This is a genomic window from Shewanella alkalitolerans (genome assembly GCF_019457575.1).
In the GTDB taxonomy this organism is placed as follows: Bacteria; Pseudomonadota; Gammaproteobacteria; order Enterobacterales; family Shewanellaceae; genus Shewanella; species Shewanella loihica.
This window is the reverse complement of the sequence record NZ_CP080422.1, coordinates 4,076,860-4,092,702: the sequence shown is the minus strand read 5'-3', so window position 1 is coordinate 4,092,702 and position 15,843 is coordinate 4,076,860. Positions and strand designations below refer to the sequence as shown.

The following is a 15,843-nucleotide window of genomic DNA, read 5'->3' as shown; positions in this document are numbered from 1 at the left end:
CGCAGACTAAAACGGAGAAAAGACCATGTTTGAGATCATGGATAGTCATTCCGATGAGGCGGTGATCAAGGTCATCGGCGTCGGTGGCGGTGGTGGTAACGCCGTCGAGCATATGGTGAAACACAATATCGAGGGTGTTGAGTTCGTTGCAACCAATACCGATGCCCAGGCGCTACGTAAGTCGGCGGCGGGTACGACCATTCAGTTGGGTCGCGATGTCACCAAGGGGCTTGGCGCGGGCGCCAACCCAGAGATCGGCCGTCTGGCGGCCGAAGAAGACAGAGAGAACATTCGCAGCGCAATCAAGGGCTCGGACATGATCTTTATCGCCGCCGGCATGGGTGGTGGTACGGGTACAGGTGCCGCACCTGTCGTGGCCGAGATCGCCCGTGAAGAGGGGATCCTGACTGTTGCCGTGGTGACCAAGCCGTTCCCATTCGAAGGCAAGAAGCGTATGGCTTATGCCGACCAGGGTATCGAGATGCTGGCCAAGCATGTGGACTCGCTGATCACTATTCCTAACGAGAAGCTGCTCAAGGTTTTAGGCCGTGGCACCTCATTGCTCGACGCCTTCGCAGCAGCTAACAACGTGCTGCTCGGCGCAGTACAAGGTATTGCCGAGCTGATCACCCGTCCGGGTCTGATTAACGTCGACTTCGCCGACGTTAAGACTGTGATGTCTGAGATGGGTAACGCCATGATGGGTACAGGCGTCGCCAGCGGTGAAGATCGCGCCGAAGAAGCGGCCGAAGCTGCCGTGGCCAGCCCGCTGCTGGAAGATATCGATCTGGCGGGTGCCCGTGGCGTATTGGTGAACATCACCGCCGGTATGGACATGAGCATCGAAGAGTTCGAGACAGTGGGTAACCATGTTAAGGCTTATGCATCAGACAACGCGACTGTGGTTGTGGGTGCGGTTATTGATCCAGAGATGAGCGACGAGCTGCGTGTAACCGTGGTTGCAACCGGTATCGGCGCCGAGAAGAAGCCTGATATTCAACTGGTTTCTAAGCCTGCGCCGCGTCCAGAGCCGATGCCAGCACCTGAGGTCAAGATTGAACTTCCAGTGGAAGAAGCTGTCCCACAGGCAATGGGGGCGGGTAATGTTGTGCAGGTAGCACAACCAGCCGCGGCCGCCGCGCCTAAGAGTGACCTTGATTACTTAGATATACCGGCATTTTTGCGCAAGCAAGCTGACTAGTTTCAGGACGGAGCGTGCTAGTCGGCGCCATATACCTGAATGTGGTACGACGATTTTCGTCGGTAAATTTTGGTGAATTGGCAAAGATATGCTAGCATGTCCGACCTGCTGCGCCTTTGTGCGCCGCTTTGCTGTGCAGAAATAAACGCTTTTTGGTTGTGATATAACGGGTAACTAAATGATTTTTCAAAGAACTGTTAAAGAAATGGTTAAGACCACCGGTGTCGGATTGCATTCCGGTAACAAGGTGACTTTGACGATCAAACCCGCGCCAGTTAATACAGGGATCGTGTTGGTTCGTACCGACTTGACGCCAAGCGTGGCGATTGCCGCCAAGGCGGATCAAGTGCGTGAGACGACCATGTGTACGGCGCTTGTGAATGACGAAGGTGTTCGTATCTCAACGATTGAGCATCTGTTTGCCGCCCTGGCAGGTTTAGGCATAGACAACGCGACAATCGAAGTCGACGCCCCAGAGATCCCCATTATGGATGGCAGCGCCAGCCCATGGGTCTTCCTGCTGCAATCTGTCGGCATTCAGGAGCAAAGCGCAGCAAAGAAATATCTAAGAATCAAGCGCCCTGTGCGTGTTGAAGATGGTGATAAGTGGGCCGAACTGCGTCCATTCAAGGGTTTTCGAGTCGATTTCGCGATCGATTTCAATCACCCTGAGATCGCCAGAAGTCAGCAGCATATGGTGATGGATTTTTCCTCTTCTGCCTTCGTTCGCGATATCAGCCGCGCCAGAACCTTTGGGTTTATGCGCGACATCGAATATCTGCGTGCTAATAACCTAGCATTAGGTGGCAGCATGGAAAATGCCGTTGTGCTTGATGAATATCGCGTCCTCAACCCCGATGGTCTGCGTTATGAGGACGAGTTTGTTAAGCACAAAATTCTCGATGCGTTCGGTGATCTCTATGTCGCCGGTCACGCTATCGTCGGTGAATTCCGTGCGTTCAAGACAGGCCACGCGCTGAACAATCAGCTGGTTCGTGCCCTGTTAGCCGAGCAAGATGCTTGGGAATTGGTAAGCTTCGAGAAAGAAGAAGAGGTACCAGTCAGTTTCGCCGTACCTGCGGGTGCGGTAATGGCGTAACGCCTATTTGGATTGCCTTGAACGGCTGGCTAAAGCAGCCAGCCGTTTTAGTTTTTGGCCTAGGGAACCTTCTATATGCTCGGCCAAGGCGTCGATATGCGCCGCAGCGGTTTCGCTTATCTGGTTGTGAGCCTGCTTTGATTTTGTCTCATACATTTTCAGGCTTGGGTTGACTTTAACCTCGATAGCGGACAGCATGGGGAGCGTTTCGGCTTGTAACTGCTGTAAAAGTTTGGGTTTTTGAAAGTTTATTCTCGCGGCCCATGCGGCGGTACTGGTTTCGATAACGAGCACACCTTGACGGAAGTTGGCGACTTTTAGTTGTTCCGAGACAGGACCGGTGATCACCTGTTTTACATAGTGATCCAGGTGAAGCAGTAGTTCTGCTTTTTCGGCGATAGAGGGCAATTGACCCTGCTGAAGCAGTAATTGACTGAGGTCCTGCGGGGGCTTTTTCATAACATAATAAAATGGCTTAATGAGGCTATGAGTGTAACAGTTTTTATTCAAGGTCGGAATGGTGCGACGCGCTGGCAGCCGGGTAAGCGTTGGCTATTATTACCGGTTTTGCTTATTGCCGCAGGCACTGGCTTATATCAGCATAACGCCAAACAAATTCAGCAACAGCAGGCCAGCGTCGATAACGAACGTGTTGCTCGTGAAGAGCAGAAAAACGAGCTTATCGAGCTTAAAGGCGCGACCGAATCGCAATTGGCGATCTTGGTTACCCACGTGGCTAAGATGCAGGCCAAGCTTGCACGTCTCGAGGCCCTGGGCCAGCAAGTTGCAAAAGACTACAAACTCGAAGATCAATTCGATTTCTCTTCTGAAGTCGGTGTTGGTGGCCTGAGCGAACTGGGCAGCAACATCGAACTCGATCAGCTTATCCAGGACATGGATAGGCTAGTGTCACGAATAGATAACAATAATGTTCAATTATCACTACTTGAAACGGTGACATCTAATCTCCATATAGATGAAGAACGTTATATCTCAGGGCGTCCCATCCAGAAAGGTTGGTTGTCTTCGCCCTACGGTTTACGCAATGATCCCTTTAACGGCCGCAGAACCATGCATAAAGGCATAGACTTTGCTGGCAAAGAGGGAGCCGATGTTGTCGCCACCGCGGGCGGCGTCGTAACATGGGCAGGCAATATGTTTGGTTATGGTGAGTTGGTCGAGATAGATCATGGCAATGGTCTGCGAACTCGCTATGGACACAATAAGTCTTTGTCAGTAGCTGTAGGTGATGTGGTCGCAAAAGGCGAAAGTATTGCCAAAATGGGGAGTACGGGTCGTTCGACCGGTCCCCATGTGCATTATGAAGTGTTGCGTGGTGGACAGCAGATAGATCCTAAGAAGTATGTCTACCGCAAGGCAGGTTAAACTAAAATAGGCTTTTAGACTCGACAGGGACTTAGCCAACAACATAAAAGTGGTTCAGATGTTTGGTAAATTACTGACAAAAATATTTGGTAGTCGTAACGATCGCACCCTAAAAACTCTCGGTAAGATTGTCACAAAGATTAATGCCCTCGAAGCGGATTTTGAGAAGTTTTCCGACGAGGAACTCAAGGCCAAGACGGCCGAGTTTAAGCAGCGATTGGAATCGGGCCAGACGCTGGACGACGTCATGCCGGAAGCCTTTGCCGTAGTGCGCGAAGCCTCTAAGCGTGTGTTTGAGATGCGTCACTTCGACGTGCAGCTACTGGGTGGTATGGTACTGGACAGTAACCGTATCGCCGAGATGCGTACCGGTGAAGGTAAGACGCTGACCGCAACTCTCCCTGCCTATTTGAATGCCCTGACCGGCAAAGGGGTTCACGTGATCACAGTGAACGACTACCTTGCCCGTCGCGACGCGGAAAACAACCGCCCTCTATTTGAATTCCTGGGTATGACTGTCGGCGTAAACATCGCTGGTATGGGTCAGGCCGAGAAGAAGATGGCCTACGCGTCTGATATTACCTATGGTACTAACAACGAATTTGGCTTCGATTACCTGCGCGACAACATGGCATTTTCGCCAAACGAGCGCGTGCAGCGCCCATTGCATTATGCACTGATCGATGAGGTCGACTCGATTCTGATCGATGAGGCGCGTACGCCACTGATCATCTCGGGCGCCGCAGAAGACAGCTCTGAGCTTTATATCAAGATCAACACCCTGATCCCTCACCTTATCCGTCAGGACAAGGAAGATACCGAGGAAGAGATCGGTGATGGCGATTACTCTATCGACGAGAAGGCCAAGCAGGTTCATATGACGGAGCGTGGTCAGGAGAAGGTAGAAGTCCTGCTGACAGAACGTGGCATGCTGGCCGAAGGCGATTCGCTCTACTCTGCGGCTAATATCTCACTGCTGCATCATGTCAACGCGGCGCTACGTGCCCATACCCTGTTTGAAAAAGATGTCGACTACATAGTACAAGACAACGAAGTGATCATCGTCGATGAGCACACGGGTCGTACTATGCCGGGTCGTCGCTGGTCGGAAGGTCTGCACCAGGCAGTAGAAGCCAAGGAAGGGGTTCATATTCAAAATGAAAACCAGACGCTGGCGTCTATCACCTTCCAGAACTTCTTCCGTCAGTATGAAAAATTGGCCGGTATGACAGGTACTGCCGATACCGAAGCGTTCGAATTCCAACACATCTATGGCCTGGATACCGTAGTTATCCCGACCAACCGTCCTATGGTACGTAAGGACCATGCGGATCTGGTCTACCTGACGGCGGAAGAGAAATACGATGCCATCATCAAAGACATCATAGATTGTCGTGATCGTGGCCAGCCAGTACTGGTAGGTACTGTCTCTATCGAACAATCTGAGCTGCTCCATAGCATGCTCAAGAAGGCGAAGATCCCTCACGAGGTACTTAACGCTAAGTTCCACGAGCGTGAAGCCGAGATCGTTGCCCAAGCGGGTCGCAGTGGCGCGGTGACCATCGCAACTAACATGGCCGGTCGTGGTACCGATATCGTGTTAGGCGGTAACTGGAACATGGAGATCGACGCGCTCGACAATCCAACCGCCGAACAGAAGGCTAAGATTAAGGCCGATTGGCAAGTGCGACACGACGAAGTGGTTGCCGCAGGCGGTCTGCATATCCTCGGTACCGAGCGTCATGAGTCGCGTCGTATCGATAACCAGCTGCGTGGCCGTTCAGGTCGTCAGGGTGATGCCGGTTCATCACGCTTCTATCTGTCGATGGAAGACAGCCTGATGCGTATTTTCGCCTCTGAGCGTGTTTCATCTATGATGAAGAAGCTTGGTATGGAGAAAGGCGAGGCTATCGAGCACCCTTGGGTATCACGTGCTATCGAGAATGCTCAGCGTAAGGTTGAGGCACGTAACTTCGATATTCGTAAGCAGCTGCTTGAATTCGATGACGTGGCAAACGATCAGCGTCAGGTAGTTTATGCTCAGCGTAACGAGTTGATGGATGCCGAAAGTATTCAAGACACTATCGTGAACATCCAGGCTGATGTGGTTAACGGTCTTATCGATCAGTACATTCCACCACAATCGGTTGAAGAGCTGTGGGACATTGCCGGCCTAGAGACGCGTCTCGAGCAAGAGTACGCGTTAAGAATGCCGGTTCAGGAGTGGTTGGATAAGGAAGATGACCTGCACGAAGAGACGCTGCGTGAGCGTATCGTCGAGATCTGGGTGAAGGCATATAAGGCAAAAGAAGAGATGGTAGGTGCCCAGGTGCTACGTCAGTTCGAGAAAGCCGTCATGCTGCAAACGTTAGATGGTCTCTGGAAAGAGCATCTGGCGGCAATGGATCATCTGCGTCAGGGCATCCACCTGCGTGGCTATGCGCAGAAGAATCCTAAGCAAGAGTATAAGCGTGAGTCCTTCGAGCTGTTCCAGCAGATGTTGGAATCTTTAAAGCATGACGTGATCAGTATTCTCTCTAAGGTACAGGTTCAGGCTCAGTCTGATGTCGAAGAGATGGAAGAGCGTCGTCGCCAGGAAGAAGCTAAGGTGCGCCGCGATTATCAGCACGCCGAAGCCGAAGCACTAGTCGGCGCAGAAGAGGCACAAGCCTTGGCCGCGACTCAGCCTGTGGTTCGTGAGGGGGAGAAGGTTGGCCGTAACGATCCTTGCCCTTGTGGTTCGGGACGTAAGTATAAGCAGTGCCACGGCAAGTTGAGCTAAGACAAAGTTGAGCTAAGGCTTAGTTAAGCAAAAGCATTAGTTAAGCAAAAGCATTAGTTAAGCAAAAGCATTAGTTAAGCAAAGGCATTAGCTAAGCCATAATTTAGTAAGTGGGCTGATTTAGCCAAGCATAATAAAAAGCCATCCTTAGGATGGCTTTTTTGATCCTCGAGGTTCCATGACCAGCAGGTATAAAATTGGCCTAAATGCCGATATTTGTGGATAACTTTGGGGGTAAATGGTGCGTATGATGTGACTATCTAAAAAGATCGAAAAAAGTCTGATTTTTCTTAAAAAACCACTTGCGCCCAAATCAGAACTGCCTATAATGCGCATCCACTGACACGGCAAAGCAGACAACGCAGCGTCGAAACACTTGGTAGCCAAGGCGATAAGGTGGTCAGTCACTGAAAAGTGAAGCCTCAAAAAGTTTGCAAAAACTGCTTGACGCGAACAAGGGATTGCGTAGAATACGCAGCCCTAGCCACTCGGGAATCACCGAGATGTGCTAACGCTCTTTAACAATTTATCAAGTAATCTGTGTGGACACTCACAGGTATTGAGTTAATCGAAAACGATTTAAATCTCAATGCAATTCTTTACTAGAGATAGTGAGAGTCCATAGCAATATGTACAAACATGTAGATGATTCTTCCGAGTCATTTATGTGAATCAGAATTCATTGAGTCGGACTTAGGTCCACAAAACTTTTAATTGAAGAGTTTGATCATGGCTCAGATTGAACGCTGGCGGCAGGCCTAACACATGCAAGTCGAGCGGTAACAGGAAGTAGCTTGCTACTTTGCTGACGAGCGGCGGACGGGTGAGTAATGCCTAGGGAACTGCCCAGTCGAGGGGGATAACAGTTGGAAACGACTGCTAATACCGCATACGCCCTACGGGGGAAAAGAGGGGATCTTCGGACCTTCTGCGATTGGATGTACCTAGGTGGGATTAGCTAGTAGGTGAGGTAATGGCTCACCTAGGCGACGATCCCTAGCTGTTCTGAGAGGATGATCAGCCACACTGGGACTGAGACACGGCCCAGACTCCTACGGGAGGCAGCAGTGGGGAATATTGCACAATGGGCGCAAGCCTGATGCAGCCATGCCGCGTGTGTGAAGAAGGCCTTCGGGTTGTAAAGCACTTTCAGCGAGGAGGAAAGGTTAACGGTTAATACCCGTTAGCTGTGACGTTACTCGCAGAAGAAGCACCGGCTAACTTCGTGCCAGCAGCCGCGGTAATACGAGGGGTGCAAGCGTTAATCGGAATTACTGGGCGTAAAGCGTACGCAGGCGGTTGATTAAGCGAGATGTGAAAGCCCCGGGCTTAACCTGGGAACTGCATTTCGAACTGGTCAACTAGAGTCTTGTAGAGGGGGGTAGAATTTCAGGTGTAGCGGTGAAATGCGTAGAGATCTGAAGGAATACCGGTGGCGAAGGCGGCCCCCTGGACAAAGACTGACGCTCAGGTACGAAAGCGTGGGGAGCAAACAGGATTAGATACCCTGGTAGTCCACGCCGTAAACGATGTCTACTCGGAATTTGGTGTCTTGAACACTGGGTTCTCAAGCTAACGCATTAAGTAGACCGCCTGGGGAGTACGGCCGCAAGGTTAAAACTCAAATGAATTGACGGGGGCCCGCACAAGCGGTGGAGCATGTGGTTTAATTCGATGCAACGCGAAGAACCTTACCTACTCTTGACATCCAGAGAACTTTCCAGAGATGGATTGGTGCCTTCGGGAACTCTGAGACAGGTGCTGCATGGCTGTCGTCAGCTCGTGTTGTGAAATGTTGGGTTAAGTCCCGCAACGAGCGCAACCCTTATCCTTACTTGCCAGCGGGTAATGCCGGGAACTTTAGGGAGACTGCCGGTGATAAACCGGAGGAAGGTGGGGACGACGTCAAGTCATCATGGCCCTTACGAGTAGGGCTACACACGTGCTACAATGGTCGGTACAGAGGGTTGCGAAGCCGCGAGGTGGAGCTAATCTCACAAAGCCGGTCGTAGTCCGGATTGGAGTCTGCAACTCGACTCCATGAAGTCGGAATCGCTAGTAATCGTGGATCAGAATGCCACGGTGAATACGTTCCCGGGCCTTGTACACACCGCCCGTCACACCATGGGAGTGGGCTGCACCAGAAGTAGATAGCTTAACCTTCGGGAGGGCGTTTACCACGGTGTGGTTCATGACTGGGGTGAAGTCGTAACAAGGTAGCCCTAGGGGAACCTGGGGCTGGATCACCTCCTTACCTATACGATTGACTGATATTTGTTGAGTGTTCACACAGATTACTTGATAGAAGATAGAGAATGACGTTGGGTCTGTAGCTCAGCTGGTTAGAGCGCACCCCTGATAAGGGTGAGGTCGGTGGTTCAAGTCCACTCTGACCCACCAATCTTTTCAACTGAAAAGATTCGGTAAACGTATTATTCTCGCTGCATGTAATGGGGCTATAGCTCAGCTGGGAGAGCGCCTGCCTTGCACGCAGGAGGTCTGCGGTTCGATCCCGCATAGCTCCACCATTTGCTCTTAAAAAGAGCATGCAGTTATGGTTAGAGATGCCAAAGATAAATGCAGAATTTATCTTTGGCTTTTTTAAGCCCGCTCTTTAAAAATTTGGAAAGCTGATAGTAATAACCGAAAGGTTATTGCGAAAAATAATTGAGTTCTCAAAACACACTTTAATCAAGTGACTTGAGTATTCTTTTGGCGAAAGTAGAAACCGTTAGTTGCGATGCAGCTCAGATGAAACTCATTTGGGTTGTATGGTTAAGTGACTAAGCGTATACGGTGGATGCCTTGGCAGTCAGAGGCGATGAAGGACGTAGTAACTTGCGAAAAGCGTTGGCGAGCTAGTAACAAGCATTTGAGCTAACGATGTCCGAATGGGGAAACCCGGCACCATAAGGTGTCATCACTAAGTGAATACATAGCTTAGTGAGGCGAACGAGGGGAACTGAAACATCTAAGTACCCTTAGGAAAAGAAATCAACCGAGATTCCCCTAGTAGCGGCGAGCGAACGGGGATTAGCCCTTAAGCCTAGAGGGTGTTAGTGGAATGTGTTGGAAAGCACAGCGATACAGGGTGATAGCCCCGTACATGAAAACTAACTTTAGGTGAAAACGAGTAGGACGGGACACGTGATATCTTGTTCGAATATGGGGGGACCATCCTCCAAGGCTAAATACTCCTGACTGACCGATAGTGAACCAGTACCGTGAGGGAAAGGCGAAAAGAACCCCTGTGAGGGGAGTGAAATAGAACCTGAAACCGTATACGTACAAGCAGTGGGAGCGGTTCTTGAGACCGTGACTGCGTACCTTTTGTATAATGGGTCAGCGACTTACATTTTGTAGCGAGGTTAAGCGAATAGCGGAGCCGTAGGGAAACCGAGTGTTAACTGCGCGTTTAGTTGCAAGGTGTAGACCCGAAACCCGGTGATCTAGCCATGGGCAGGTTGAAGGTTGAGTAACATCAACTGGAGGACCGAACACACGTATGTTGAAAAATGCGGTGATGACTTGTGGCTGGGGGTGAAAGGCCAATCAAACCGGGAGATATCTGGTTCTCCTCGAAAGCTATTTAGGTAGCGCCTCGAGCGAATACCATTGGGGGTAGAGCACTGTTAAGGCTAGGGGGTCATCCCGACTTACCAACCCTTTGCAAACTCCGAATACCAATGAGTACTACTCGGGAGACACACGGCGGGTGCTAACGTCCGTCGTGAAAAGGGAAACAACCCAGACCATCAGCTAAGGTCCCAAAGTTATTGCTAAGTGGGAAACGATGTGGGAAGGCTTAGACAGCTAGGATGTTGGCTTAGAAGCAGCCATCATTTAAAGAAAGCGTAATAGCTCACTAGTCGAGTCGGCCTGCGCGGAAGATATAACGGGGCTAAGCAATACACCGAAGCTATGGGTACTAGCGCTTGCGCTGGTGCGGTAGAGGAGCGTTCTGTAAGCCGTTGAAGGTGAAGGGGTAACCCACGCTGGAGGTATCAGAAGTGCGAATGCTGACATGAGTAACGATAAAGGGGGTGAAAAACCTCCTCGCCGAAAGACCAAGGGTTCCTGTCCAACGTTAATCGGGGCAGGGTGAGTCGACCCCTAAGGCGAGGCCGAAAGGCGTAGTCGATGGGAAACGGGTTAATATTCCCGTACTTCTGCTAACTGCGATGGAGAGACGGAGAAGGCTAGGCTAGCGCGGCGTTGGTTGTCCGCGTTTAAGGCTGTAGGTAGGGTGCTTAGGCAAATCCGGGTACCTAATACTGAGAGTTGATGACGAGTCACTACGGTGATGAAGTAGTTGATGCCATGCTTCCAGGAAAATCTTCTAAGCTTCAGGTTAGTAGGAATCGTACCCCAAACCGACACAGGTGGTCGGGTAGAGAATACCAAGGCGCTTGAGAGAACTCGGCTGAAGGAACTAGGCAAAATGGTACCGTAACTTCGGGAGAAGGTACGCTCCTGTTGGTGATGAGACTTGCTCTCTAAGCTGACGGGAGTCGCAGATACCAGGTGGCTGCAACTGTTTATCAAAAACACAGCACTGTGCAAAATCGCAAGATGACGTATACGGTGTGACGCCTGCCCGGTGCCGGAAGGTTAATTGATTGGGTTATCTTCGGAGAAGCTCATGATCGAAGCCCCGGTAAACGGCGGCCGTAACTATAACGGTCCTAAGGTAGCGAAATTCCTTGTCGGGTAAGTTCCGACCTGCACGAATGGCGTAATGATGGCCACGCTGTCTCCAGCCGAGACTCAGTGAAGTTGAAATTGCGGTGAAGATGCCGTATACCCGCGGCTAGACGGAAAGACCCCGTGAACCTTTACTATAGCTTGGCACTGAACATTGACCCTACATGTGTAGGATAGGTGGGAGACTTTGAAGCGGGAACGCCAGTTCTCGTGGAGTCATCCTTGAAATACCACCCTTGTAGTGTTGATGTTCTAACTCTGGCCCCTGAATCGGGGTTGAGGACAGTGCCTGGTGGGTAGTTTGACTGGGGCGGTCTCCTCCCAAAGAGTAACGGAGGAGCACGAAGGTTGGCTAAGTACGGTCGGACATCGTACGGTTAGTGCAATGGCATAAGCCAGCTTAACTGCGAGACATACACGTCGAGCAGGTGCGAAAGCAGGTCATAGTGATCCGGTGGTTCTGAATGGAAGGGCCATCGCTCAACGGATAAAAGGTACTCCGGGGATAACAGGCTGATACCGCCCAAGAGTTCATATCGACGGCGGTGTTTGGCACCTCGATGTCGGCTCATCACATCCTGGGGCTGAAGTCGGTCCCAAGGGTATGGCTGTTCGCCATTTAAAGTGGTACGCGAGCTGGGTTCAGAACGTCGTGAGACAGTTCGGTCCCTATCTGCCGTGGGCGTTGGATGATTGAAGGGAGCTGCTCCTAGTACGAGAGGACCGGAGTGGACGAACCGCTGGTGTTCGGGTTGTCATGCCAATGGCATTGCCCGGTAGCTACGTTCGGAATCGATAACCGCTGAAAGCATCTAAGCGGGAAGCGAGCCCTAAGATGAGTCATCCCTAGACCTTTAAGGTCTCTAAAGAGCCGTCCGAGACTAGGACGTTGATAGGCAGGGTGTGTAAGCGTTGTGAGGCGTTGAGCTAACCTGTACTAATGACTCGTGAGGCTTAACCATACAACCCAAAAGGGTTTCGTAAGATGGTTTTACGTAATCAAAAGAATACAAAAGTACTTGATTGAAGTGCGAACTCAAATTGACTCTTAAATAAGAGTACAGCTTTCCGAATTTCCAAATTTGTCTGGAAACCATAGCATTGTGGTCCCACCTGATCCCATCCCGAACTCAGAAGTGAAACGCAATCGCGCCGATGGTAGTGTGGGGTCTCCCCATGTGAGAGTAGGTCATTTCCAGACACTAATTTCGCTTAACCTTTAAGGTATAAGCAAAATAACCAAGCGCATTTAGAGTAAGACGCATAGTTATTTAACAGTTTTGTGCTGATATGGCTCAGTCGGTAGAGCGCATCCTTGGTAAGGATGAGGTCCCCAGTTCGATTCTGGGTATCAGCACCACTAAATTTGTCTGGAAACCATAGCATTGTGGTCCCACCTGATCCCATCCCGAACTCAGAAGTGAAACGCAATCGCGCCGATGGTAGTGTGGGGTCTCCCCATGTGAGAGTAGGTCATTTCCAGGCGCCTAATATAGCAGAAAGCCCTAGCCTAAAACGCTAGGGCTTTTTGCTTTCTACACTCTGAGAAAAACTTATCCCCGATGTCACCGGCTGCCGAGCGTGGTGATAAACTGCATCCTGCGTTTATGACATTCGCTACATCCATGTGCCTTGTCATAGGCAGCGAAGCATAGCTTCTCCGTGTTCAAGTCAGGCTAAGTAATGCTTATTCAAAGAGCCCTACTTTCACCCCGCGTATTCGCTTCACGAACCGAGCAGGTTATTTTCAGGCGTCTAATAACGAGGAATCTCACTCGAACATGGGGGAGGTAAATCGTCCTCACGAGTGAGGTGCAATCCCATGCAGAAGTTGATAATGCATTCTGCAATGCCGACACTTCCGCCGTTCAGGGCTCTCTTGCTTCTCAGCTTGCAGCCTAGCCACAGGACCTTCACGATCCAACCATCAAGATGAGCTAGATAATCAGGTTTTTTACGCCTCATGTGATAGATCAATAAATTGATACTACTAAATCGACATGCTCATAATTTACAGGGGTATGGGAGATAAGCATTTGCGTTGATCAAATGCAATTTGGTGCAGACGATGGAGGATATGGAGAGCTTGGCCTAAGCTGTCCATGATAGGCGCTAAAGATCCAAAAAGTTCTTCATCTCCTTAGTTAAGTTGACCGTAATAACGTAATGTTTCATTGAGCTAAGTTGTTTGTACTGTTCTAGAGTTAATTTACATTCCTTACTGTTTTTGGGCGTTCATGGTAGGTAGTACGTCAATCGCTTAGTGGATACCTCATTCTTAATTCAATAGCATGCCTGGTATCAGAACTCCTTCTAAGACAATGTGGAGATTGCCTATCTCTATCTTTACCTCTTCGTTGCCCTAATTTCTACCTGAGAAGCGACGAGGAGGTGTTTATTCTGGCCGTAAAGGCAATCGCTAGTCCCTTGTTTTTAGATAAAGGCCTGGGTGTGTCAGCGCTCAAGTTTCTTTCGTTAGCCAGTTCACTGTGTTTGAAGGTAAGAGGTGACCAGCCTGTGCCGGTGCTTCAATTATCGCTTTTGTGGATAACTTTGTGCGTAATTGGTGTAAAGAGTGTGCTTATGTCAGGTATAAAAAATAAGTTCATTTTTATTGAAAAAAGCGCTTGCGCAAAAGATTTGGCTCCCTATAATGCGCTCCCACTGACACGGCAAACGGCGCTACTTACCAAGTGAGTAGGTAACGAATGTCGAGTCAAGGTGATAAGCGGTTTGAGTTTTTAAGCCGGTAGTTACAACGCGAAAGCACAGTAATTAACCACTTAAAAATCTTTTGAAAAAAGCGCTTGACGCCGACAGGGAGAAGCGTAGAATACGCAGCCCATAGCCCGCTGGAGTCCAGTATGAGGCAAACGTTCTTTAACAAGATAAAACAAGAAATCTGTGTGGGCACTCACAGGTATTGAGTTAATCGAAAACGATTTAAATCTCAATGCATGATTTACTAAATCTAGTTTCACTAGAGATAGTGAGTGTTCATAGCAATATGTACAAACATGTAGATGATTCTTCCGAGTCATTTATGTGAATCAGAATTCATTGAGTCGGACTTAGGTCCACAAAAACTTTTAATTGAAGAGTTTGATCATGGCTCAGATTGAACGCTGGCGGCAGGCCTAACACATGCAAGTCGAGCGGTAACAGAAAGTAGCTTGCTACTTTGCTGACGAGCGGCGGACGGGTGAGTAATGCCTAGGGAACTGCCCAGTCGAGGGGGATAACAGTTGGAAACGACTGCTAATACCGCATACGCCCTACGGGGGAAAAGAGGGGATCTTCGGACCTTCTGCGATTGGATGTACCTAGGTGGGATTAGCTAGTAGGTGAGGTAATGGCTCACCTAGGCGACGATCCCTAGCTGTTCTGAGAGGATGATCAGCCACACTGGGACTGAGACACGGCCCAGACTCCTACGGGAGGCAGCAGTGGGGAATATTGCACAATGGGCGCAAGCCTGATGCAGCCATGCCGCGTGTGTGAAGAAGGCCTTCGGGTTGTAAAGCACTTTCAGCGAGGAGGAAAGGTTAACGGTTAATACCCGTTAGCTGTGACGTTACTCGCAGAAGAAGCACCGGCTAACTTCGTGCCAGCAGCCGCGGTAATACGAGGGGTGCAAGCGTTAATCGGAATTACTGGGCGTAAAGCGTACGCAGGCGGTTGATTAAGCGAGATGTGAAAGCCCCGGGCTTAACCTGGGAACTGCATTTCGAACTGGTCAACTAGAGTCTTGTAGAGGGGGGTAGAATTTCAGGTGTAGCGGTGAAATGCGTAGAGATCTGAAGGAATACCGGTGGCGAAGGCGGCCCCCTGGACAAAGACTGACGCTCAGGTACGAAAGCGTGGGGAGCAAACAGGATTAGATACCCTGGTAGTCCACGCCGTAAACGATGTCTACTCGGAATTTGGTGTCTTGAACACTGGGTTCTCAAGCTAACGCATTAAGTAGACCGCCTGGGGAGTACGGCCGCAAGGTTAAAACTCAAATGAATTGACGGGGGCCCGCACAAGCGGTGGAGCATGTGGTTTAATTCGATGCAACGCGAAGAACCTTACCTACTCTTGACATCCAGAGAACTTTCCAGAGATGGATTGGTGCCTTCGGGAACTCTGAGACAGGTGCTGCATGGCTGTCGTCAGCTCGTGTTGTGAAATGTTGGGTTAAGTCCCGCAACGAGCGCAACCCTTATCCTTACTTGCCAGCGGGTAATGCCGGGAACTTTAGGGAGACTGCCGGTGATAAACCGGAGGAAGGTGGGGACGACGTCAAGTCATCATGGCCCTTACGAGTAGGGCTACACACGTGCTACAATGGTCGGTACAGAGGGTTGCGAAGCCGCGAGGTGGAGCTAATCTCACAAAGCCGGTCGTAGTCCGGATTGGAGTCTGCAACTCGACTCCATGAAGTCGGAATCGCTAGTAATCGTGGATCAGAATGCCACGGTGAATACGTTCCCGGGCCTTGTACACACCGCCCGTCACACCATGGGAGTGGGCTGCACCAGAAGTAGATAGCTTAACCTTCGGGAGGGCGTTTACCACGGTGTGGTTCATGACTGGGGTGAAGTCGTAACAAGGTAGCCCTAGGGGAACCTGGGGCTGGATCACCTCCTTACCTATACGATTGACTGATATTTGTTGAGTGTTCACACA

General features: G+C 50.3%; 5 protein-coding genes, 3 tRNA genes and 5 rRNA genes. 12 read left to right on the top strand and 1 reads right to left on the bottom strand.

Translation table 11 applies throughout. From position 1 onward, the window contains the following. Window positions 1–25: 25 nt before the first annotated feature. Window positions 26–1,201 (top strand): cell division protein FtsZ, encoded by a 1,176-nt coding sequence (gene ftsZ, locus K0J45_RS17705; RefSeq protein WP_011867245.1) that lies wholly within the window; start codon window positions 26–28, stop codon window positions 1,199–1,201. A 178-nt stretch (window positions 1,202–1,379) separates the two neighbouring features. Continuing rightward, a complete protein-coding gene (gene lpxC, locus K0J45_RS17700) occupies window positions 1,380–2,300 on the top strand; it encodes a UDP-3-O-acyl-N-acetylglucosamine deacetylase (protein WP_220043502.1) in 921 nt (306 codons plus the stop codon). 3 nt (window positions 2,301–2,303) lie between these two features. Here lpxC and K0J45_RS17695 read toward each other — a convergent pair whose 3' ends face one another. Continuing rightward, the gene (locus tag K0J45_RS17695) at window positions 2,304–2,759 is read right to left on the bottom strand and encodes a DUF721 domain-containing protein (protein ID WP_144201747.1); all 456 of its coding nucleotides are present in this window, start codon (window positions 2,757–2,759) and stop codon (window positions 2,304–2,306) included. A gap of 27 nt (window positions 2,760–2,786) precedes the next feature. Here K0J45_RS17695 and K0J45_RS17690 point away from each other — a divergent pair, with 27 nt between their 5' ends. From K0J45_RS17690 to K0J45_RS17645, 10 genes are all read left to right on the top strand, one after another. Further along, complete coding sequence (locus tag K0J45_RS17690; RefSeq protein WP_011867242.1) at window positions 2,787–3,686, top strand: M23 family metallopeptidase; 900 nt, start codon at window positions 2,787–2,789, stop codon at window positions 3,684–3,686. 58 nt (window positions 3,687–3,744) lie between these two features. Beyond that, entirely contained in the window at window positions 3,745–6,468 is a 2,724-nt protein-coding gene (gene secA / locus K0J45_RS17685; RefSeq protein ID WP_220043501.1) for a preprotein translocase subunit SecA, read from the top strand. Window positions 6,469–7,179: 711 nt separating this feature from the next. Further along, window positions 7,180–8,722: ribosomal RNA gene (locus K0J45_RS17680) — 16S ribosomal RNA — on the top strand. Window positions 8,723–8,791: 69 nt separating this feature from the next. Further along, window positions 8,792–8,868 (top strand) — tRNA-Ile (locus K0J45_RS17675). A 52-nt stretch (window positions 8,869–8,920) separates the two neighbouring features. Further along, a tRNA-Ala gene (locus K0J45_RS17670) sits at window positions 8,921–8,996 on the top strand. A 245-nt stretch (window positions 8,997–9,241) separates the two neighbouring features. After that, window positions 9,242–12,134 (top strand): 23S ribosomal RNA (locus tag K0J45_RS17665). Between the two features lie 123 nt (window positions 12,135–12,257). After that, window positions 12,258–12,373 (top strand): 5S ribosomal RNA (rrf, locus tag K0J45_RS17660). A gap of 83 nt (window positions 12,374–12,456) precedes the next feature. Next, window positions 12,457–12,532: transfer RNA gene (locus tag K0J45_RS17655), tRNA-Thr, on the top strand. Between the two features lie 9 nt (window positions 12,533–12,541). Next, window positions 12,542–12,657 (top strand): 5S ribosomal RNA (rrf, locus tag K0J45_RS17650). 1,605 nt (window positions 12,658–14,262) lie between these two features. Then, window positions 14,263–15,805 (top strand): 16S ribosomal RNA (locus tag K0J45_RS17645). The 16S, 23S and 5S rRNA genes sit together here with 3 tRNA genes alongside, the layout of an rRNA operon. The last annotated feature ends 38 nt before the right edge of the window (window positions 15,806–15,843 follow it).

Coding starts and splice junctions, on each gene's coding strand:
- ftsZ (WP_011867245.1), top strand. CDS start 26: ATGTTTGAGATCATGGATAGTCATTCCGATGAGGCGGTGATCAAGGTC.
- lpxC (WP_220043502.1), top strand. CDS start 1,380: ATGATTTTTCAAAGAACTGTTAAAGAAATGGTTAAGACCACCGGTGTC.
- K0J45_RS17695 (WP_144201747.1), bottom strand. CDS start 2,759: ATGAAAAAGCCCCCGCAGGACCTCAGTCAATTACTGCTTCAGCAGGGT.
- K0J45_RS17690 (WP_011867242.1), top strand. CDS start 2,787: ATGAGTGTAACAGTTTTTATTCAAGGTCGGAATGGTGCGACGCGCTGG.
- secA (WP_220043501.1), top strand. CDS start 3,745: ATGTTTGGTAAATTACTGACAAAAATATTTGGTAGTCGTAACGATCGC.